Source organism: Streptomyces pratensis (assembly GCF_016804005.1).
Lineage (GTDB): Bacteria > Actinomycetota > Actinomycetes > Streptomycetales > Streptomycetaceae > Streptomyces > Streptomyces pratensis_A.
In genome coordinates, this window is the sequence record NZ_CP051486.1 from 4,591,755 (window position 1) to 4,611,803 (window position 20,049).

Below are 20,049 nucleotides of genomic sequence, written 5' to 3' on the forward strand. Positions count from 1 at the left end.
CGCTCCGGGCCGCGACGCGGCCGCTCACCGCGAGGAACCGGGTGCGGGCCGCACCCGGTTCCTCGGGGCGTCCCGCCGGTCAGACGAACTGCTGCGCCACCAGCACCGACGCGCCCGCGACCGCCATCGCCGTGGCGGCCATGCGGGTACGCCGCACGTTCAGCCGGCTGGTCAGCGGCCGGGCGAGCAGTGTTCCGGCTACGGCGGCGGGGGCGAGCAGCACGGCGCCCCACAGGGCATGCGCTCCGACCGTGCCGGCCGCGGTCAGCGCGGCGAGGCTCATGAGTGAGCCCGCGAGGAAGAAGGCGCTCATCGTGGCGCGCAGCTCCGGGCCGCGCAGCCGCTGCCACACCATTGCCATCGGCGGACCGCCGATGGAGGTCGCCGTGCCCATGAGCCCCGAGGCCATGCCGGCCAGGACGACCGCGGACCGCCGCTGCCTCGGGACGTAGCCGGCCATGCTCACCGCGACGCCGACGAGGACCACACCGGCGATGAGGAGCGCGAGATACCGGGTGGGGAGCGCAACGACCAGCAGAGTGCCCGCGAGCACTCCCGGTACCCGGCCGGCCAGTGCCCATCCGCAGCCGCGCATGTCCGCCCGGCCGCGTTCGCGCGCCAGCGCCGTCGCCGTGACCCCGCTGGCGAGCAGCAGGACGGCGACCGGTGCCAGCGCCGGGTCCACGAGGGAGAAGACGGGTGCGGCGATCATGCCGAGGCCGAAGCCGATGGAGACCTGGAGCAGGGCACCGACCCCCACCGTGACGCAGAGCAGGGCGAACTCCAGGCCGGTCACACCCACGCGGACTCTGCCTCCAGGGGGAAGTGGCACAGGGCCGTGTGCGGTTCGGCGATGTCCTTCGTCTCCCTGGTGACCGCCGGAGGCGTGTGGGTGGCGCACCGGTCCTCGGCACGCCAGCAGCGGGTGCGGAAGCGGCACCCGGACGGGATCTCGAAGGGTGAGGGGATCTCCCCCTGGAGGTGGATCTCCTGGCGGCGGGGGTCGCGGGTGGGCCTCAGGGCGGGAGCGGCTGACATGAGTGCGGCGGTGTAGGGGTGTTGGGGACGTTCGAAGACGTTCTCCGTGTCGCCCTGTTCGATGACCTTGCCCAGGTACATCACGGTCACCCGGTCGGAGATGTAACGCACCACGGACAGGTCGTGGGAGATGAACACGTAGGTGACGCCCAGGCGGGTGCGCAGCTCCGAGAGTACGTTCAGGACCTGGGCCTGGACCGAGAGGTCGAGCGCGGAGACGGGCTCGTCGCACACGATGAGATCGGGGTCCAGGGCGAGCGCCCGCGCTATGCCGATGCGCTGGCGTTGTCCGCCCGAGAACTCGTTGGGGTAGCGGTGGGCGTCGCTCTCCCTGAGCCCGACCAGGGACAGCAGTTCGCGGATCCGCTTCTCGCGCGCCTTGGCGCCCGGCACGACGTCCCGGTGGGTGGCCCAGGGCTCGGCGATCAGGTCGGCGGCCGACATGCGGGCGTTGAGTGAGGCGAAGGGGTCCTGGAAGACCATCTGCACACGGCGGCGCCAGGCCAGCAGTTCCTTGCCGCGCAGGGCGAAGGGGTCGGTCCCGTCGAACCGCACGGTGCCCGCGTCCGGACGCTCCAGCCCGAGCAGCACCCTGGCCAGGGTGGACTTGCCGCAGCCCGACTCCCCGACGAGGCCCAGGGTCTGCCCCCGGCCGACCCGCACGTCGACCCCGTCGAGGGCGGTCAGCCGGCGCCTGCCGCTGCCGAAGGTCTTGGTGACGCCTCGGACCTCCAGCAGTGGAGGGTTCTCCTGCGGGCCGTCCGTGCGGGGGCCGGACGTGGCGGTGGTGGCAGGGGAGTCAGACACGTGCGAGCTCCTCGGAGAAGTGGCAGGCGGCCGTGCGGCCGTCACCCGCGGTGCGGAGGGACGGCCGTTCCTGGACACAGCGTTCCCGGACGAGCGGGCAACGGGCCTGGAAGACGCAGCCGGACGGCACGGCGCTCAGCTCGGGCGGGCTGCCGGGGACGGCGGGCAGCGGGCGCCCGCGCACGCTGTCCTCCGGCACGGAGTCGAGCAGTCCCCGGGTATAGGGGTGACGGGGTGCGGAGAAGACGTCGTGCACCGGTCCGTTCTCCACGACCGTGCCCGCGTACATCACGACCACGTCGTCGGCGCGCTGGGCGACCACGGCGAGGTCATGGGTGATCAGCACCAGGGCCATGTCCCGCTCGTCCTGGAGGTCCCGCAGCAGCCGCATGATCTGCGCCTGCACGGTCACGTCGAGAGCGGTGGTGGGTTCGTCGGCGATGAGTACGTCGGGGGCGAGTGCGACGGCCATGGCGATCAGCAGCCGTTGCCGCATGCCGCCGGAGAACTGGTGCGGATAGGAGCGGGCCCGCTGCCGCGGTTCGGGGATCCCCACCCGTGTCATCAGCTCGACGGCCTCCTCATGGGCCTGGCGCCGGGAGAGTCCGCGGTGGATGCGGAAGGGTTCGCCGATCTGCCTGCCGACCGGCTGCACCGGGTTGAGAGCCGTCAGGGCGTCCTGGAAGACGATGGACAGGACAGGACCGGCCAGTTTGCGGCGTTGCGCCGGGCTCATGCGGAGCGTGTCGTCGCCCCGGACCCGGACGGCGCCGCCGGTGACCGAGGCAGCCGGGTCCAGCAGTCCGACCACGGACAGTGCGGTCATCGACTTGCCGCAGCCGGACTCGCCCAGGAGGGCCAGGGTGCGTCCTCGGTGGACGCTGAAACTGACGCCGTCGACGGCGCGCACCGTCCCGGAGGGCGTGGTCAGGTCCACGCACAGTCCTTCGACGGCGAGGGCCGGGGTGTCGGTGCCGGACGGGGCGGGGCTGGTGGTGGTCGTCACGGGGTCATCTCCGGGGGAACGGCCGCCGAGGCGGCCCGGCGGCGCTTCGTCGGCAGCGTCAGGCGCCAGCGCTGGGCGGGGTCGGTGGCGAGGCGGGCCCAGGCGGCGAGCACGGTGGCGGACACCGTCGTGAGCACGATGGCCAGCCCTGGCAGCACGGTGATCCACCATGCGGTCTGGAGGTACTGCCGCCCCTGGGCGACCATCAGGCCCCAGCTCACGTCCGGGGGCTGGATTCCGATGCCCAGGAAGCTCAGCGAGGACTCGGTGAGCATCACGAAGCAGAAGTCGAGGGTGGCGACCGTAAGGAGTGTCGGCAGGGCGATCGGCAGGATGTGCCGGTAGATGATCATCCCGCCGGCGGTACCGAAGGTGCGGGCCGCGTCGACGAACAGCCGGCTCCGCAACTCCGCCGCCTCCGCCCGCGCGGTGCGCAGGTACACCGGGATGCGGGTCACGGCCAGGATCAGCACGAGGTTCAGCGCGCTGGGTGAGAAGACGTACAGCACGACCACCGCGATGAGCAGCGAGGGGAAGCTGAGGATCACGTCGGCGATCCGCATGGCCACGCTCTCCCGGCGCCCGCCGTGGTAGCCGGCCCACAGGCCCAGGGCCGAACCGATCACCAGTGAGCCCAGTACGGCCGGTACGGCCACGGACAGCGTCGTGGCGGACGCCTCGATCAGCCGGGCCACCATGCTGCGTCCGAGGACGTCGGTGCCGAGCAGCCCGTACACCCCGTCGCTCAGGGACGGTGGCCGCAGGGAGGCGCCGAGGTCCTGCCGTTGTGCGCGGTCGCCGATGAACAGCCGGCCGAAGAGGGCCACGAGGGCGACCACGGTGAGGATCACGGCCCCGACGGCCGCGGCCCGGTCCCGGCCCAGCATCCGCCACCAGCTGGGCTGCGCCTTGCGGGCGGGGGCGGCCTCTTCCCTCGTGGGTGGCTCTTCTCGGGTCATGCTGCTTCCTTCGCTCACGCCGGTACCGCCTGACGCACTCGGGGGTCGGTCAGCGCGTGGCAGACGTCGACGAGGATGTTCAGCGCGAAGATCGTCACGGCGGTCATGAGGACGGCCGCCTGGAGGACCGCGAAGTCACGCTGGAGAATGGAGTCGATCATGAGTTTGCCGATGCCGGGCCAGCCGAAGATCGTCTCGACGATCACCGCGCCGTTGACCAGACCCACCGTCAGGTCGCCCGCCACGGTCATCACAGGTGTGACGGCGTTGCGCAGGGCGTGGCCGAAGACCACTCGTCGGGGCGTCGCGCCCTTGCTTCGGGCGATCTTGACGTAGGGCGCGGAGAGCGCGGTGACCATGCTGCCGCGAACGACTTGCACCAGCACGCCGAACGGGCGGATCAGCAGGGTCGCGATGGGCAGCACCCAGATCTCGGGGCCGCCGATCGTGCCCGAGGTGGGCAGCAGCCCGAGGCTCACGCCGAAGACCAGCACGCCCATGATGGCGAACCAGAAGTCGGGGATGCTGGCGGCCGTCATCGACAGCAGACTGGCGATCCTGTCGATCAGGGAGTTGGGGCGGTAGGCGGCCAGGCTGCCGACGAGCAGTGCTCCGGTGATCGCCAGCAGCATGGTCACGCCCGCGAGTTGCAGGGTGACGGGGAAGGCCTCGATCACCATCGAGCCCGCCGACTGTCCGGTCCGCAGCGAGGTGCCGAAGTCGAAGTGCACGGCGTCGACCAGGTAGTTCCACAGCTGTGCGGGGATCGAGAGGTCGAAACCCTGTGCGGCGGAGAACTCCGCGCGTTGCTCTGAGGTGGCGCTCAGGGGGAGGTAGAGGTCGACGGGGTTGCCGGTCATCCGGGCCAGGAAGAACACGCCGAGGACGACGCAGACCAGGGGGACGGCACTGGAGAGTATGCGCTTGCGCAGGAATGGGATCATGTCAGTCCTTCGCCCTCTCGGCCGGGCCGACCTCGGCCAGCCGCAGTTCGTCTCCGGTGGCGGAATCGGGCTCGTACCGGATCGACGGCGACAGGCCCAGCAGTCCGCTCATGTGGGCGATGTGGGTGTACTGGACGACGGATTCGTTCTGCTCCGCGAGCAGGGCGGCGTAGGCCTTCTGCCGGTCCTCACCGAAGAGCGCGGCCGATTCGTCGATTCGCCGGTCGAGTGCCTCCGAGCCGAATGTGGACTGGGGGCCGTCGCTCAGCAGGTACTGGCTGGTGGTGAAGGCCGCGTCACCGGCCTGGTTGCCGTGCATGATCAGCAGGGCGATGGGGCCGACGTTCTCGGGCAGCGGGCGGAGCTGGTACTGGAGCTGTGTGGCGGTGTCGGCCATACGGACCCGTACCCTCAGCCCGATCTGCTCCATCTGGTACTGGAGTGCCTCCGCCGTCTCCGAAACCCCGGAGAACATACCGTTGCGGGCGACCAGGGTGATCTGCCGGCGGGTGGGCACACCGTCGGCTGACGCCTCCTCGACCAGGGCGCGGGCCTCGGCGATGTCCTGCCGCGTGGGTTCGATCGTGTCGCTGTGTCCCACGACTCCTGGTGGCACCAGTTGGCCGGCGGGTTCGGCGAGACCGCCGAGCAGGGCGTCGATGATGCCCTGGCGGTCGACCGCCAGGTCGATCGCCCTGCGCACCCGCAGATCGTCGAGCGGAGCCTCGCGGCCGTCCAGCCGCAGGGCGGTCGTCTCGTTGTTGGGGTAGGCGACCGTCGTGTCCTTCTCCGCTTCCATCGGGTCGAGGGCCACGGCGATCTCCGCCTCACCCTTGTCGATCATGGCGGCGCGGACACTGGCGTCGCTGCGCCAGACGTAGCGGGCCCGTGCGAAGGGCGGGGCCTCGCCCCAGTAGTCGTCGAAGCGGTTGAGGGAGATCGCCGCTCCCGGCTGCCAGGAGCGGACGGCGTAGGGGCCCGTGCCGACCGGGACGCGCACCTTGGCGTCGGCGTCGGTCGTGCGGGGGACGATCTCCACGAAACTCAGGCGCAGGGGGAGGATGGGGTCCGGCTTCTCGGTGGTGACGGTCAGCCGGTGGTCGTCCGCCGCTTCCACCTCCAGGTCCTCGTCGCCGAAGACGTAGCCCTCGACGTTGCAGGCGAGGTCGGAGTTGACCGCGCGGTCGATGGAGAAGGCCGCGTCCTCGGCCGTGAAGGGCGCTCCGTTCTGGAAGGTCACCCCGGACCGGATGTCGAAGGTCCAGGTGCGGGGCCCGGTCTGCTTCCAGCCGGTCGCCAGCAGGGGGTTCAACTCGCCGGAGGCGGGATCTCGTTCGACCAGGGGCTCGGTGATGTTGGACCGGACCACGACGCCGGTGCCTGTCAGTGATGCCTCACAGGGTTCCAGCGTGGGTGGCTCCTGGGTGAGCACCACCCGCAGGGTGCGGCCGTCGGCACGGCCGGTATCGCCGCCCGCGCTGTTGGCCACGGCGCACCCGCTGGACGTGAGAACGGCTCCCGCAAGCAGTGTCGCCACCAGCTTGCGGGGCCGCCTGGGTGCGGCGCGCTGGGTGGATGAAACGGAGGACTTCATCGTCACATGTCTCCGGGGAATCGCTGATGTGTCGCGTTCCGAGCACGGGGGTACAGGTCCGACCACCACGGGTTGTCTACAGTTGCGTACTCAGTCTGTATCTGTGAACGCGAAGCTAAACCGGCGCCGTGGCAGCGTCAAGACATGCGGACGATCCGGCGTCACCCCGCCGGATCTCGCACGGACCCCGTCGGCCGCCGCAGGCCCCTCGAAACCCCACGAAGACCGGAGTGTCACCTTGCCGAACTCATCAACCCGCGCGAGCGCCCCCGACACCGTCCTCCAGGTGTGCCCGCTGCTCCCCGCCCTGGAGAGCACGCTGTCCGAGCGGTACCGCACGGTCCGCCTGCCGGAGCTGTCCGACCCGGCGGCCTTCTTGCGTGACCACGGCGACGACGTGGTCGCCGCCGTGACCAGCGCACGGGTCGGAGTCGACGACGCCCTGATGGACGCGCTGCCGCGACTGGGGGCGATCGTCCACTTCGGCGTCGGCTACGAGACGACGGACGTGGTCAGGGCCCGGGCCCGGGGCGTGGACGTCAGCAACACCCCCGACGTGCTCACCGACTGCGTGGCCGACCTCGCGGTCGGCGCCCTGATCGACGTCATGCGCCGGATGTCGGAGGCGGACCGGTACGTACGCGCCGGCGGCTGGGGCGCCGCACCCTTCCCGCTCGCCTCCAGCGTGAGCGGGAAGCGGGTGGGCATCCTGGGGCTGGGACGTATCGGGCGGGCCGTCGCCCGGCGACTGGAGGGGTTCGGCGTACAGGTCGCCTACTGCACGCGCACACCCGTACCCGGCGTCGGCCACCGCCACCTGCCCACCGCGGAGGCCCTGGCCGAGGCGTGCGACGCGCTGGTCGTCACCGTCGCGGGAGGGCGGGGCACCGAAGGGCTGGTGTCGGCGGCGGTGCTGGAGGCGCTCGGCCCCCAGGGTTACCTGGTCAACGTCGCACGGGGCAGCGTCGTCGACGAGCAGGCCCTGGTCGCGGCGCTGGAGACGGAGCGCATAGCGGGTGCCGCGCTAGACGTGTTCACCGACGAACCGAACGTACCCCGTGCCCTGCTGGAGTCGGACCGGGTGGTGCTGCTCCCGCACATCGCCAGCGCCACCCGGGAGACCCGTGCGGCCATGGGCGACCTGGCCCTGCGCAATCTCCGGCGGTTCATGACCGAAGGTGTCCTGCTCACCCCGGTTCCGGAGGCCTCCCCGTCAACCCATTGACACAGTCGCGCGTCCATACATAAGAATTACGTCCACAGATGAGAACGTGATCACCACAGTGAGGACAGCCCGCATGGCGCGCAGCTCCGAACGCATCGTCGACGTCACCGTGACCCCCGTGGCCTTCCGGGACCCTCCCCTGCTCAACACGGTCGGTGTGCACGAGCCGTACGCGCTGCGCACCATCGTGGAGATCACCACGGAGGGCGGGATCAGCGGCATCGGCGAGACCTACGGCGGCACGGTGCACCTGGAGCGGCTGCGCCGCGCCGCCGCCGAGCTGGACGGCATGGACGTCTGGAGCCTCAACGACCTGATCGCCCGCACCGAGCGTGCGCTGGGAACCGACACCACGGGTGGCGACGGCATGTCCGGGATGGTCACCGGCAGCAGCGCCGTGGACCGGGTCATGTCGCCGTTCGACGTCGCGTGCCTGGACATCCAGGGCAAGCTCGTCGGCCGGCCGGTCAGCGACCTGCTGGGGGGAGCCGTGCGCCCCGCGGTCCCCTACAGCGCGTATCTCTTCTACAAGTGGGCCGGGCACCCCGCCCAGGACGACGACGACTGGGGCGCGGCCCTCGATCCGGCGGGCCTGGTCGACCAGGCCCGCCGGATGATCGAGACGTACGGCTTCTCCTCCATCAAGCTCAAGGGAGGCGTCTTCCCGCCGGACGAGGAGATGGCGGCCATCAGGGAGCTGCGGAAGGCGTTCCCTGGACTTCCCCTGCGTCTCGATCCCAACGCGGCCTGGAGCACGGAGACCTCCGTGAACGTCGCCCGCGAACTGGAGGGCGTCCTGCAGTACCTGGAGGACCCCACCGAGGGCATCGAGGGCATGGCGGCAGTCGCCGGGCGGACACCGACGCCGCTGGCGACCAACATGTGCGTGGTCTCCTTCGACGACCTGGCCCCGGCCGTGGCGCGGGGAGCGGTGAGCATCGTCCTGTCCGACCACCACTTCTGGGGCGGGCTGCGACGTTGCGGCCAACTCTCCGCGATCTGCGACACCTTCGGGCTGGGCATGTCGATGCACTCCAACTCGCACCTGGGTATCAGCCTCGCGGCGATGACCCACCTGGCGGCGGCCACGCCGCGCCTGAACTACGCCTGCGACACGCACTGGCCGTGGAAACGGCCGGACGAGGACGTGGTGGACCCCGGGGTGCTGAAGTTCAGCGAAGGCGGCGTCGCCGTGCCGACGGCTCCGGGCCTGGGCGTGACACTGGACCGGGACGCACTCGCACGGCTCCACCGCCAGTACCTCGACTGCGGGCTGCGCGACCGGGACGACACCGGCTACATGCGCCGTTTCGACCCCTCGTTCTCGATCAAGACCCCCCGGTGGTGACCCGATCGTGCGCATCATGCTCAATCACCGCATCCTCAGCAGGTTCCACGAACCGCTCAAGGCCCGCGCGGAAGGCCGGCACGTCTGGCTGGACGCCTTCGACTGGGACGCCGGCCGGATCGCCGGCGCCCTCCCCGACGTCGAGGTGTACGTCGGGTCGAAGCTCCGGGCGGAGGACGCCCGGCAGGCAGCGCGGCTGCGCCTCGTGCACGTCGTCGGGGCCGGCTACGACGGCATTCCGCTCGACGCGCTCCACCCCGGGGTGACGGTCGCCACCACCCATCACCACGGCCCCTCCATCGCGGAACACGTACTGATGGCCGCGCTGATGCTCTCCCGCGACGTACTGACGGCCGAGCGAGAGCTGCGCGCCGGACGCTGGCGCAACGTGGCCGTCGATCCCGGACTCCCGTTCGGGTCGACGCTGCGCGGCCGTCGGGTCGGCATCATCGGCTTCGGCGAGACCGGGACCGAGGTCGCCCGGCTGTGCCAGGCCGTCGGTCTCGGGGTGCGTGCCGTGCGGCGTGACCCCACCGCACCGTTCCCCGCCGACCTGCGGCCCGACTGGATCGGTGGCGACGACCGCCTGCCCGACCTCCTCACCGAGTCGGACATCGTGGTGGTCACGGTCCCTCTGAGCCCTGCCACCCGGGGGCTGATCGGCCCGGCCGAGCTGAAGGCCATGGGAGCCGGGTCGCTGCTGGTCAACGTGGCCCGGGGGCCGGTCGTACAGGAGGAGGCGCTCTACGAGGCACTCCGTTCCGGCACCATCGGCGGCGCGGCCCTCGACGTGTGGTGGTCCGGACCGCCGGACCCGCCGAGCCGGCTGCCCTTCCACGAACTGCCTAACGTGCTCATGACTCCTCACAACTCGGGCCACACCAGCGACACCTTCGCGGCCCGTGCAGCAGAGATCGCCGACAACATCGTCCGCCTGGAACGCGGTGAACCGCTCGTGAACGTGGTGCGCGCCGGGGACACCCGAGCGGCGGCGCAGTGGACCGGCAGCGCGCTTCGTGACTCCGCCCGGCCTTCCGGCGGCCCTCTCCCGCCCGGCCACTGACGTACAGGAACCACCGGCGCCCGAAGCCGGCTTCTCCCGATCCGACGTCAGGACCGGGCGGGACCACCGGGCCACGACGGGTACGCGCCCTCCGCCGCCCGGAGGCCCGGCTCTCCGCAGGAGGAAACGGCGGACGCGGCGGTAGGTGCCGTACTGCCGGATGCCCCGGCGTCCACCACTCGGAGGAAGGACGGAGGGCAGAGGGGTGGCGTCGCACGGTCACGCCGCGCGCGGTACCTCCGGGCGCTCGGGGCCGGACAGCCGTCCGGCACCACCGACGGGTTTCGGTGGCGCCGGTGTCCGCTCTCATTCAGGGGCGGCGGCAAGCGACTCGTAGTACGTGCCGAGCGTCCTCAGATAGAAGAGGTCTCCCGTGTCCTGATCACGCTCGAAGCGCGGGGCGTCCTTAATCTGGTCCTTGGTGCACCTGACCCGGATCACCCGTTCGGTGCCGTCGACGGCGGTCACCATACCGGCGGGCACGACGACGCTCCGCCCGAACTTCCAGACCCCCGCATCGATCACCAGATGGTCGAATCCCGGTACCGGGGAGAGCCTGATGACTGTTCCCACGCTCCCGTCCGGTGCCTCCACGCCGTAGCCGATCACGTCGTCGTCCAGCGGGCGGTCCACCTGTGCGGGGCCTGTCCAGACCGTTTCCATCGTCGCCTCCTCCTGGCAGCCGACCGGATCCGGCCGCCGGACCTTCCATATGCCCCGGCAGGCGCAGGCGATGCGGCCTGGTACCCGCCCGGGCTACAGACCCGTCTCGTACGCCCCCGACAGCGCCTCGACGCGGGCCCAGACACGCGCCGCGCGGGCGTCGTCGACGACAGGACGCCGTACCGCCGCGATGGCCCAGCGCTGCTGCGCCCCGGTCGCGGAGTCCTTGCCGTGCAGCTCGACCGCGTTCGCGGAGAAGTCGCGGACGAGTACGGAGAACAGCTCGTCCAGCACGTCCTCGTCCAGGCCCGTGAGACGCGCCTGCTCCAGGATCAGCTGCCCGTGGACCACCAGTGCGAAGAGCTGGCCGACGGACAGCAGGAAGTCGAGGTCCCGGCTCTGCTGCTCGTCGGGCGCGGCGTCGGCCACGAACTCGCACAGCGCGTCAGCCTGTTCCCGGAAACGTGCGACGTTGGGCACCGCGGCGTACGCGTCGTAGGCCGGGCGCCAGTCGTGGAAGCGTACGGAGCCGAGGCCGCGGGCGGGGCCCTGCCGGAAGAGGAACGCGTCGTCGGCGGCGTCGAGGCGTGTCGTCACCGGCTCGTATCCGGCCGGATCCAGCAGGTGGTTGCGCATGAACTTGAGGATGAGGGCGAGGTTGACGTGGACCGTGCCCTCCAGCTTGGGCAGGCTGCGGATCTCCACGGCCGCCTGGGCGAAGTACGTGTCCTTCTCGAAGCCCTTGGCGGCGATGACGTCCCACATCAGGTCGATGACCTTCTCGCCCTCGGTGGTCACCTTCATCTTCGTCATCGGGTTGAACAGCAGGTACCGGCGGTCGTCGGGTCCGGCCGAGCGGAAGTAGTCGACGGCTCGGTCGCTGAACAGCTTCATGCCCACGAGCCGGACGTAGGCGTCCGCCAGCTCACGGCGGACGTGCGGGAAGGCGGTCACCGGGCGGCCGTAGAGGATGCGGTTGTGCGCGTGGGTGACGGCCTCGTACATCGCGTGCTCGCAGATGCCGATCGATGCGGTGCAGAGGTTGAACTTGCCCACGTTGACGGTGTTGAGGGCGGCGTCGAAAGCCGCGCGGCCGGTGTGCAGGACGTCGTCGGGGCCGACCGGATAGCCGTCGAGCCGGAACTCGCTGACGTACTTGGAGGAGTCGACGACGTTCTGCACCAGGTGGTAGGCGGAGTGGCGGCTGTCGGCCGCGAAGAACACGTAGCCGTCAGGGCCTTCGACGTCGGTGCGGCGGCCGAAGACGGAGACGAGGCCGGCGGCGTTGCCGTTGCCTATGTAGTACTTGGAACCGGTGGCCAGGAAGCCGCCGTCCCCGTCCGGCTCCAGAAGCATGTCGGTGGAGTAGATGTCTGCGCCGTGCGCCTTCTCCGACAGGCCGAAGGCGAACACCTCTCCCTGGGCGAGGAGTTCCGCCGCACGGGTGCGGGCGGCCGCGTTGTCGCTCTGCCAGACCGGGCCGAGACCGAGGATGGTCACTTGCCAGGCGTACCAGTAGTCGAGTCCGTAGAACCCGAAGATCTCGTTGAGCGCGGCGATCCGGGCGGTGTCCCAGCGCTGGTCCTCCCGCTCGGCGGCGGAGGCAGGGGTGAGGAAGGTGGCGAACAGGCCCTCCTTGGAAGCGAACTCGAGGAAGTCCCCCAGCCAGGCGCGGGACCGGTAGTCCTCGACGAGCCGCCGCTTGCCGCGGTCCTCGAACCAGTCGATGGTGGCGCGCAGCAGCCTGCGGGTCTCGGGGTCGAAGTGCGCCGGGTCGTACGAACGCGGGTTGAACAGCAGCGGGTCTGCCATGGTGACAAGCCTTCCGAGGGATCAGGGGCAGGAGGACGAAGGAGGTTTCAGAGGGATGGGCCGGCCGTGCCGATCCTGTGGAGCGTGGCGAGAACGTCGTCGAGCCAGGCCACCGTCATGCGTTCGTACGCGATGCCGCCGCGCAGCACGACGTGCTGCAGCTCCTGGCCCGCGTCGAGAGGCGCGGGGGCCCCGGGGCCGGTGAAATCACGCAGCTCACCGGCGAGGTAGTGCGCGAGCCGGTCGCTGTGCACCCGGTGGTGCCGCTCGACCTCGTGGAGCAGCGCGGACGGGTCGTCGAAGGCCGCACCACGGATCTTCACCGCGAGGTCGTGGCGGAGGCTCTCGGGTTCGATCGGTTCGTGCAGCCAGCCGGAGAGGGCCGCACGGCCCGGGCCGGCGACGGAGTACTCCTTCTTGTCCGGCCGGCGCTCCTGCGGGACGTCGCGGACGTCGAGCAGGCCGTCGCTCTCCATGCGCTTGAGGACACGGTAGATCTGCTGGTGCGTGGCGGTCCAGAAGTACCCGATGGAACGCTCGAACCGCCGGGCCAGCTCATAGCCTGAGCCCGGCTGCTCCAGCAGGGAGACGAGAATCGCGTGTTCGAGCGCCATGCCCCGATCGTTCTATGCAACTCGTTGCATAGCAAGCGGCGGCGGCCGGGTGAGACACGCCTCACCCGCCGCCACCCCTGTCGACGCTCCCGGCACGCCCCCGAGGCGGGCCGCACTCCTCCGCGATCACTGTCGCGCCTCGGGCGGCGGCATTCGCGGGGACCGCATTCCCGGTAAGGAGCAGGGCCGGCACCTCCTCCGGTGCGACTGCCGCGACGGGCGGGCCTTCTTGGGCCCGGCGAGGACGGGCAAGTGATGCCGGAGGAGCGCCGCGCGAAGCGGCAGGGCAGCCGCACCAGGGTTCCCGCAGGTCCGCGTCATCGGGCGGGGCGTACGGGACCGGTGGGGCCCGGCCGACCCGCATCACGAAGGCCGACCCGCATCACGAAGGCCGGCCCGCATCACGAAGGCCGGCCCGCATCACGAAGGCAGGCCCGCATCACTGAGGCCGGGTCGGCGGCGGCACCGCGCCACGGAGGACGAGCGCGGTGCCGGCCTCAGATGACATCGGCGGACACGCCGGTGAGGCGCGCCGATTCGTCCCACAGTGCCCGTGCCGTGGTCATGTCCTGGGCCCGGGCCGACATGTGCGCGGGTCCGGGGCCTCCCCTCGTACCGCCCAGCAGCCGGGGGCCGTAGTAGCTTCCGCCCGGCGCGTCGGGCAGGGTGGCCGCGTACAGCGTCGGCAGGGCACCGGCGGACGCCGGCTGCGTGTAGACGCGCGTCACCCGCTCCAGCTTGGCCGCCCAGGTCCGTCCGGCCATCCGTGGGCCCGCCTGGCCCAGCTCCGTGGCGGACAGACCCGGATGGGCGGCCAGCGCGAGTACGCGCTTGCCGGCCAGGTCTGCACGGCGCTGGAGTTCCGCGGTGAAGAGCAGGTTGGCGAGCTTGGACTGCGCGTAGGCACGCCACTTGTCGTAGCCGCGCTCGGCGTTGAGGTCACCGAAGTCGATACGGCCGATGCGGTGCGCCAGCGACGACACGTTGACGACCCGCGACGGGCCTCCCGCCCCGAGGAGGGGCAGCAAGTGGTGGGTGAGCGCGAAGTGGCCGAGGTGGTTGGTGCCGAACTGCATCTCGAAGCCGTCGGCCGTGCGCAGCAGGGGCAAGGCCATCACGCCCGCGTTGTTGACGAGCAGGTCGAGCCTGCCGTCCGACTCCTTCGCGATGTGCCCTGCGGCCTCGGCCACGGCGGAGAGGTCCGCCAGGTCGAGACCGACGAGCCGGGCGTCCGAGCCCGGCGCGGCACGGCGAACGGCGTCCAGGGCGCGCATCCCACGCCCGGGGTCACGGCAGGCGAGGATCGTCCGGGCACCGGAGCGTGCCAGAGCGAGCGCCGTCACCGCTCCGATTCCGCTGTTCGCGCCCGTGACCACCGCGGTGGTGCCTGTGAGGTCGGGCATGTCGTCGAGAGTCCATGAGTGCATACCTCACGCCTCCCCGGCCGGAGCGCCCGCACACGTCCTCAGCGATCGTCTTCCCGGGTACCCGGCCCCGGCTCCGCAGTACGGGCGGGCGTGTCTCCCGTCACCCGCGTCCCCGGATGCCGATGCGCGCACAGGTAGGCGATACCGAGCGCGATGGCCATCCCGTAGAACACCCATTGGTTCGCCTCGGCGAAGTCCAGCCTGATGGCGTCCATCGAGTCCCGCATCAGCGTGGCGATCCGGCCGTCACCGGCCGGTTCCCGTGTGTCCGCGTTTCCTGTGACGGCCTCCGCGACCGACCGGGCGGCGTCGTTCGCCGGGCCTGCCGGCAGCCCCTTGGACGTGAGGGTCTCCACGACCCTGTCGGTCGTGACGTGGGTGAGCACCGTCCCGAAGACGGCGATCCCGATACTGGCCGCGAAGTTGCGCACGGTCTGGGTGACGCCGGTGACCTCTCCGTACGAGGCTCCGATCGACCGGTTGACCGCGTCGGTGGAGGCCGGTGCGAGGAGGAAGCCGATGCCGGCACCGGCGAGAGCAGCGTAGGGCCACTGGTCGTGCATCGACAGGTCCGTCAGCTTGTTCGCCCACAGTGCGAACCCCACCGCCCCGAGCGCCGTGCCGAGCTTCATCGCAGGCCGGGCTCCGCGCCGGTCCAGGATCCGGCCGCCCCACCGGGAAGCGATCCCGAAGCCGATGAAGAAGTACAGCAGATACAGCGCGGCCTGGTTCGGCGAGGCGCTCAGGGAGACCTGCGCGTAGACGGAGGCGAAGAAGAACACCGGGACAAAGGCCAGCATCGCGAAGAAGAGGACGAACATGTCGACGGTGAACGCCCGGTCACGGAAGACCTGAAGCCTGAGCGGTTCCGCCACCCCGAGTTCGTAGCGGCAGAACACCGCCAGGACGACGATGCCTCCGACGACGCAGCCCCAGGTGGCGGCGCTGCTCCAGCCCCAGGCGGACGCCTGCTGGAACCCGAGCACACTCAGCCCCATGCCCACGCGTCACGACTCTCCGTCACGGACGGGATCATGTCCAGCTCGCCGCGTGACAAACGGCCCTGGACGAGCGGCGACCGGGCCTCGGCTCCGCCGTCAGCCCGGAGAGGCGGCCGGTGCGGTCCTCTCAGTCGGTACGGGTTCGTCCCCCACGTCGGCGCGGTGCAGGGCCAGCATGGCCTGGTCGTCCTGGGGCCGGCCGCCGGCGTGGCGCCGGACGTCCTGGATCAGCAGGTCCAGGATCTGCCCGGGCACGAGGCGGCCACCCGAGTGCGGCCGCCTGCCGAGAACGTGCGGCAGACGGGCGACGGGGTCGTAGAAACCCCCGGTGGCGTCGCGGGACTCGGTGACGCCGTCCGTGTAGCAGAGCAGTGTGGAGCCGGCCGGGAAGGAGAAACTGTCGACCGGGGCGGACCAGGCACCCAGGTCGCTCATCCCCAGCGGGGGTGCCTCCTCGGACGCCTCCAGAAGCGTGGCCCGGCCCTGCCCGTCGAGGAGCACGGGAGGCGGATGACCCCGGTTGACGAGGCGTACGGTTTCCAGGTCCGTGGAGAACTCCGCGATGAGAGCCGTCGTGAAGCCCTCCTCCTGCTGCTGTCCGCCACGCCGGCCGCCCTCGCGCAGGAGGGCCCTCTCCAGGCGGGTCACCAGTTGCGGAAGGTCCTCGGCCTCGTCCGCCGCGTACCGGAAGGCCCCCAGGTCGGCGCTGACGGCGCTGACGGCACCCAGCCCTTTCCCCCGTACGTCACCGACCATCATCCGGATTCCGTACGGAGTGTTCTGCACCACGTACAGGTCCCCGCCGATCAGCGCCTCGCTCTCGGCCGGGACGTACCGTGCGTCGATGTGCAGATCCCCCAGGCGTGACGGGGGCCTGGGCAGCACGGCACGCTGGGCGACGGCCGCGACGTGCTGCGCGCGCCGGGCGCGGGCGTCCTGCCGGCGCAGTGTGCGGTGGATCAGGACGGCGAGCGCGGTGACGGCCGCCAGGGTGAGCTGGTTGGCCACCCCCGCACGCCAGCCGAAGGTCCCGTCGAGCCGCGCCAGGAACGCGTGGACGACCATCGCCGTGAGGCCGACGCCGATGATCCCGCGGACCCCGCAGAGCGGCGCGGCGGCGACGGGCGCCGCCATGAGGAGCGGCGCCGACGTCACATCGTGCGGGGTGGCCAGGTCGACCACCACGGCCAGCACGATGAGGCCTACGGGGATCCACTGGGTTCTCAGCAGCTGTGGCACTCCCCCACGCTGCCCGCAAGCGCGGCACTCCGCATCCCCTGGCTTCCCCGGGACGGCGTACATGGCACGGCTCCTGACGGGCACGAGCTTCTTGTGAGGGCGGAGCGGGCCGGTGTTCCTCCCACGTGATGATCTTCGGCCCGGCATGCCACCCACCACCACGCAGTTGAGTGCATTGCCCATGTACGTGCTCGTACGGAGCAGCCGGTGCCTGCCCAAGGGGAACTCATGCGCCTTCAGAAGACATCCGCCGCCGTCGCCCTCGTGGCGGCCCTCTCCCTCACCGCCTGCGATGACGGCAGCAGCGGCTCCGGCCCGGCGGCGTCCGCCTCGGCGGCAGCACCCTCCGGGACCACCGGCGCCGTCAGTCCGGGCGTCACCGGCGGCCCGAGCGCCTCCGACAGCCCGGGCGGCACCGGCGCCACCGGCGCCACCGGCGCCACCGGGGGTTCCGGCGCGGGGTACACCCAGGCCTCCGCCCCGGCTCCCGCCGCCTTGTCCGGCGGCACCTGCCGGACCGCGAACCTCTCCTTCAGCAGTTCCGGCGGAATGGCCGAGGGAGAGGTGCTGATCAACCTGGAGAACACCGGGTCCGCGTCCTGCTCGATGCGCGGGTTCCCCGGCCTGGACCTCACGAGCGAGGACGGCACCGTGAGCGCCGGACGCAGCAGCGGCCGATCGGTCCCGACGGTCACACTGGCGCCGGGGGAAGGCACGAACTTCTCCCTGCACTTCCCGCCGGACGTCAGCGGCGGCTCGGGCGTCACGTTCACCTCTGCCCTCGTGACACCACCGGACGAGACCCGGTCGCACCGCATGCCCCTCTCCGTCGGCATTCCCGCGGACTCCGGCTCCGCTTCCCGCATCACCGTGGACCCGGTCGGCTCGGGGAAGTAGGGATGACGAACCCTCAGGACCGGTGGAGACCCTGCCGCCGAAGTCGTCGCGCGGCACGTCTCGCGGGCCGGACGAGCCGGTTCGGCGCCTGATCGCCCGGCCACCGCTGCGGTTCCGCCGGGCCGACGCCCGCGGGCGGGGCGTGCGTCCGCAGCCGCATCCGCCGCGACCTCAGGACAGACACATCCTGGACACGCAGTCCATATGTCGAGACGCGTTTGCGAAGGCGCACACCTGCGGCGTTCCATCGCGCCTGTGCAAACCGAACAGATAGCCCCAGATCAAACGGCCTCCGACGACAAGGCGGCGAGGCGCGCCGTCACCGTGTTCCCCGTACTCGTGCTGGCGGCGGGCGTAGCCGGTCTCGTCACACCCGGCACGTTCGACGGCTGGACGGAATCGGTCCCGTACCTGCTGGGGATCGTCATGTTCTGCATGGGGCTGACGATGACTCCGCTCGACTTCAGGGGTGTGGCGAAGCGTCCGTGGGCCGTGGCCATCGGCCTGGTCGCGCACTACGTGATCATGCCTGGCCTCGGCTGGGCCATCGCCCATCTGCTCTCCCTGCCACCGCAACTGGCGGCCGGACTCATCCTGGTCGGCTGCGCGCCGAGCGGCACCGCGTCGAACGTGGTGACCTTCCTGGCTCGCGGGGACGTGGCGCTGTCGGTCTCCGTCGCCACGGTCTCCACCCTGGTCGCGCCGCTGGTGACGCCGCCCCTGACGCTGCTGCTGGCGGGTGCGTACCTGCCGGTGGACGCCGGATCGATGATCACGGACATCCTCAAGACGGTGCTGCTGCCGGTCCTCGGCGGCCTCGTGGTGCGGCTGGTGGCGGGCAGGTTCGTCGACCGGGTGCTCGGTCTCATGCCCTGGCTGTCGTCGCTGGCCATCGCCGCGATCGTGTGTGCCGTCGTGGCGGGCAGCGCCGGCACCATCAAGTCGGCCGCCGTGACCGTGCTGATCGCCGTCGTGCTGCACAACGGCCTAGGCCTCGCGCTCGGCTACGGTGCGGGCAAGATCTCAGGCCTCGGCCGGCCCGCAAGCCGGGCCATGGCCTTCGAGGTCGGCATGCAGAACTCCGGGCTCGCCGCCTCACTGGCGGCCGCGCACTTCAGTCCGCTGGCCGCTCTGCCGGCCGCGGTCTTCTCCGTGTGGCACAACATCTCGGGCGCCCTGGTCGCCGCCTGGATGTCCCACCGCTCCCGGCACGAGGAGCCCGCGCCCGCGATCGCGGGTACGGCACCGAAGACCGCGACCGCCGAGGAATCCTGACCGGAGTCCCGCGGCCCGAAGGCGTTCGCCCGGCATCCCCGGGCGAACGCCTTCTGCGTTCCGTCGCCGGTCCCGGCCGCGCGAGGACGGCCCTTGGGCGGGGACGTACGGGCGGACCGGTCGACGAGGCCCGTTCACGGCCTCGGGGGTTCACCGGCCGCGGCCTCGGCGTAGCGGCGCGCCAGGTGCGCGAAGGCGTCCCTGAGCTCCACCGGTCCCACGACCTGGATGTCGGCGTCGAACCTGCCGATCGTGGCTGCCAGCCCCGGCCAGGACCACGCCCCCATGACGAGTCGGCAGCGGTCGGGGCCGAGCGCCTCGACGACTCCGTCGCCGGTGTAGCGGGACACGGCGGAGGCCGGCAGATCCAGGATCACCTCGCCCCGGCAGGGCCAGTCGCCTCCGCTGTCGGAGCCCTGGAATCTGCCGGCCACGAAGTCCTCCACGTTCCCCCCGGGCACCTCACGCGGGGTGAAGCGGGGCCCCGCCGGGGTGCGCGGGGCGATCCGGTCGGCGCGGAAGGTCCGCCAGTCCTCACGGTCGAGGTCCCAGGCGACGAGATACCAACGCCCGCGCCAGGTGACGAGGTGGTGCGGCTGGGCCCGGCGCGGCGGCGTCACGGCCGGGCCCGCACCGGCCTCCTGGGAATCGGAGGCATAGTCGAAGCGCAGTACCTCGCGGGCTTGTACGGCCGCGCTGAGCGCGACGAGAACGCGGGGGTCCGCCTGCGGTACCGGCTGGGTTCCCACCCGTTCGACCGCTGTGACGTGGAGGGCGTCGACGCGGTGCCGCAGCCGTGCCGGCATGACCTGCCGGACCGTGTTCAGCGCGCGTGCCGCGGCTTCCTCGATGCCCGCTCCTGTGGTGCCGGCGGTCCGGAGCGCCACGGCCAGGGCGACGGCCTGGTCGTCGTCGAAGAGCAGCGGCGGCAGTTGCGCGCCGGCTTCGAGCCGGTAGCCCCCGTCGGGGCCCTTGGCGGCCACCACGGGGTAGCCGAGTTCGCGCAGGCGGTCGACGTCACGCCGCACGGTGCGCGGACTGACGTCCAGCCGCTCCGCCAGCACGTGCCCGGGCCAGTCACGGCGCGCCTGGAGCAGGGAGAGGAGAGACAGCAGTCGCGCTGAGGTCTTCGGCATG

17 protein-coding genes and 1 pseudogene are annotated in these 20,049 nt (G+C 71.4%); 5 read left to right on the top strand and 13 right to left on the bottom strand.

Annotation, left to right across the window (positions count from 1 at the left end; translation table 11 throughout):
* Nucleotides 1-79: 79 nt before the first annotated feature.
* From HED23_RS18550 to HED23_RS18575, 6 genes are read right to left on the bottom strand one after another with little or no spacing between them, the layout of a single operon-like run.
* On the bottom strand, nt 80-802 hold the full coding sequence (locus HED23_RS18550) for a sulfite exporter TauE/SafE family protein (RefSeq protein WP_238442023.1): 723 nt from the start codon (nt 800-802) through the stop codon (nt 80-82).
* Complete coding sequence (locus HED23_RS18555) at nt 793-1,845, bottom strand: ABC transporter ATP-binding protein (protein WP_203184516.1); 1,053 nt, start codon at nt 1,843-1,845, stop codon at nt 793-795. The genes HED23_RS18550 and HED23_RS18555 overlap by 10 nt, the downstream gene beginning before the upstream one ends.
* Nucleotides 1,838-2,851 (bottom strand): ABC transporter ATP-binding protein, encoded by a 1,014-nt coding sequence (locus HED23_RS18560; protein ID WP_203184517.1) that lies wholly within the window; start codon nt 2,849-2,851, stop codon nt 1,838-1,840. The genes HED23_RS18555 and HED23_RS18560 overlap by 8 nt, the downstream gene beginning before the upstream one ends.
* Nucleotides 2,848-3,810 carry an ABC transporter permease gene (locus tag HED23_RS18565; protein WP_203184518.1) on the bottom strand — a complete coding sequence of 321 codons (963 nt, stop codon included), beginning with the start codon at nt 3,808-3,810 and terminating at the stop codon, nt 2,848-2,850. Before HED23_RS18565 ends, HED23_RS18560 begins: the two co-directional genes overlap by 4 nt.
* 14 nt (nt 3,811-3,824) lie before the next feature.
* On the bottom strand, nt 3,825-4,754 hold the full coding sequence (locus HED23_RS18570; protein ID WP_203184519.1) for an ABC transporter permease: 930 nt from the start codon (nt 4,752-4,754) through the stop codon (nt 3,825-3,827).
* Between the two features lies 1 nt (nt 4,755).
* A complete protein-coding gene (locus HED23_RS18575) occupies nt 4,756-6,348 on the bottom strand; it encodes an ABC transporter substrate-binding protein (protein WP_203184520.1) in 1,593 nt (530 codons plus the stop codon).
* Nucleotides 6,349-6,586: 238 nt separating this feature from the next.
* Between HED23_RS18575 and HED23_RS18580 the strand changes: the two genes are divergently transcribed.
* From HED23_RS18580 to HED23_RS18590, 3 genes are all read left to right on the top strand, one after another.
* Entirely contained in the window at nt 6,587-7,573 is a 987-nt protein-coding gene (locus tag HED23_RS18580; protein WP_203184521.1) for a 2-hydroxyacid dehydrogenase, read from the top strand.
* 73 nt (nt 7,574-7,646) lie between these two features.
* A complete protein-coding gene (locus HED23_RS18585; RefSeq protein ID WP_203184522.1) occupies nt 7,647-8,921 on the top strand; it encodes a glucarate dehydratase family protein in 1,275 nt (424 codons plus the stop codon).
* A 16-nt stretch (nt 8,922-8,937) separates the two neighbouring features.
* Nucleotides 8,938-9,984, top strand: a complete 1,047-nt coding sequence (locus HED23_RS18590; RefSeq protein ID WP_238442024.1) for a 2-hydroxyacid dehydrogenase — start codon at nt 8,938-8,940, stop codon at nt 9,982-9,984.
* A 306-nt stretch (nt 9,985-10,290) separates the two neighbouring features.
* Here the strand turns inward: HED23_RS18590 and HED23_RS18595 are convergent, their stop codons facing one another.
* From HED23_RS18595 to HED23_RS18620, 6 genes and pseudogenes are all read right to left on the bottom strand, one after another.
* A complete protein-coding gene (locus HED23_RS18595) occupies nt 10,291-10,647 on the bottom strand; it encodes a hypothetical protein (protein ID WP_203184524.1) in 357 nt (118 codons plus the stop codon).
* Nucleotides 10,648-10,740: 93 nt separating this feature from the next.
* Nucleotides 10,741-12,459 (bottom strand): acyl-CoA dehydrogenase family protein, encoded by a 1,719-nt coding sequence (locus tag HED23_RS18600; RefSeq protein WP_203184525.1) that lies wholly within the window; start codon nt 12,457-12,459, stop codon nt 10,741-10,743.
* 47 nt (nt 12,460-12,506) lie between these two features.
* Nucleotides 12,507-13,073 carry a PadR family transcriptional regulator gene (locus HED23_RS18605; protein WP_203184526.1) on the bottom strand — a complete coding sequence of 189 codons (567 nt, stop codon included), beginning with the start codon at nt 13,071-13,073 and terminating at the stop codon, nt 12,507-12,509.
* Between the two features lie 497 nt (nt 13,074-13,570).
* Nucleotides 13,571-14,500, bottom strand: coding sequence for an oxidoreductase (locus HED23_RS18610; RefSeq protein ID WP_203184527.1), 930 nt, complete (start codon nt 14,498-14,500; stop codon nt 13,571-13,573).
* A 38-nt stretch (nt 14,501-14,538) separates the two neighbouring features.
* Nucleotides 14,539-15,504 (bottom strand): annotated as a pseudogene (locus HED23_RS18615) (MFS transporter); the annotation flags it as partial.
* A gap of 93 nt (nt 15,505-15,597) precedes the next feature.
* Entirely contained in the window at nt 15,598-16,740 is a 1,143-nt protein-coding gene (locus HED23_RS18620; RefSeq protein WP_203184528.1) for a PP2C family protein-serine/threonine phosphatase, read from the bottom strand.
* Between the two features lie 228 nt (nt 16,741-16,968).
* Between HED23_RS18620 and HED23_RS18625 the strand changes: the two genes are divergently transcribed.
* Both HED23_RS18625 and HED23_RS18630 read left to right on the top strand, forming a co-directional pair.
* Nucleotides 16,969-17,637 (top strand): DUF4232 domain-containing protein, encoded by a 669-nt coding sequence (locus HED23_RS18625; RefSeq protein WP_203184529.1) that lies wholly within the window; start codon nt 16,969-16,971, stop codon nt 17,635-17,637.
* 204 nt (nt 17,638-17,841) lie between these two features.
* The gene (locus HED23_RS18630; protein WP_398086775.1) at nt 17,842-18,912 is read left to right on the top strand and encodes a bile acid:sodium symporter family protein; all 1,071 of its coding nucleotides are present in this window, start codon (nt 17,842-17,844) and stop codon (nt 18,910-18,912) included.
* Nucleotides 18,913-19,046: 134 nt separating this feature from the next.
* Here the strand turns inward: HED23_RS18630 and HED23_RS18635 are convergent, their stop codons facing one another.
* Nucleotides 19,047-20,048 carry a helix-turn-helix transcriptional regulator gene (locus HED23_RS18635; RefSeq protein WP_203184531.1) on the bottom strand — a complete coding sequence of 334 codons (1,002 nt, stop codon included), beginning with the start codon at nt 20,046-20,048 and terminating at the stop codon, nt 19,047-19,049.
* Between the last annotated feature and the right edge of the window lies 1 nt (nt 20,049).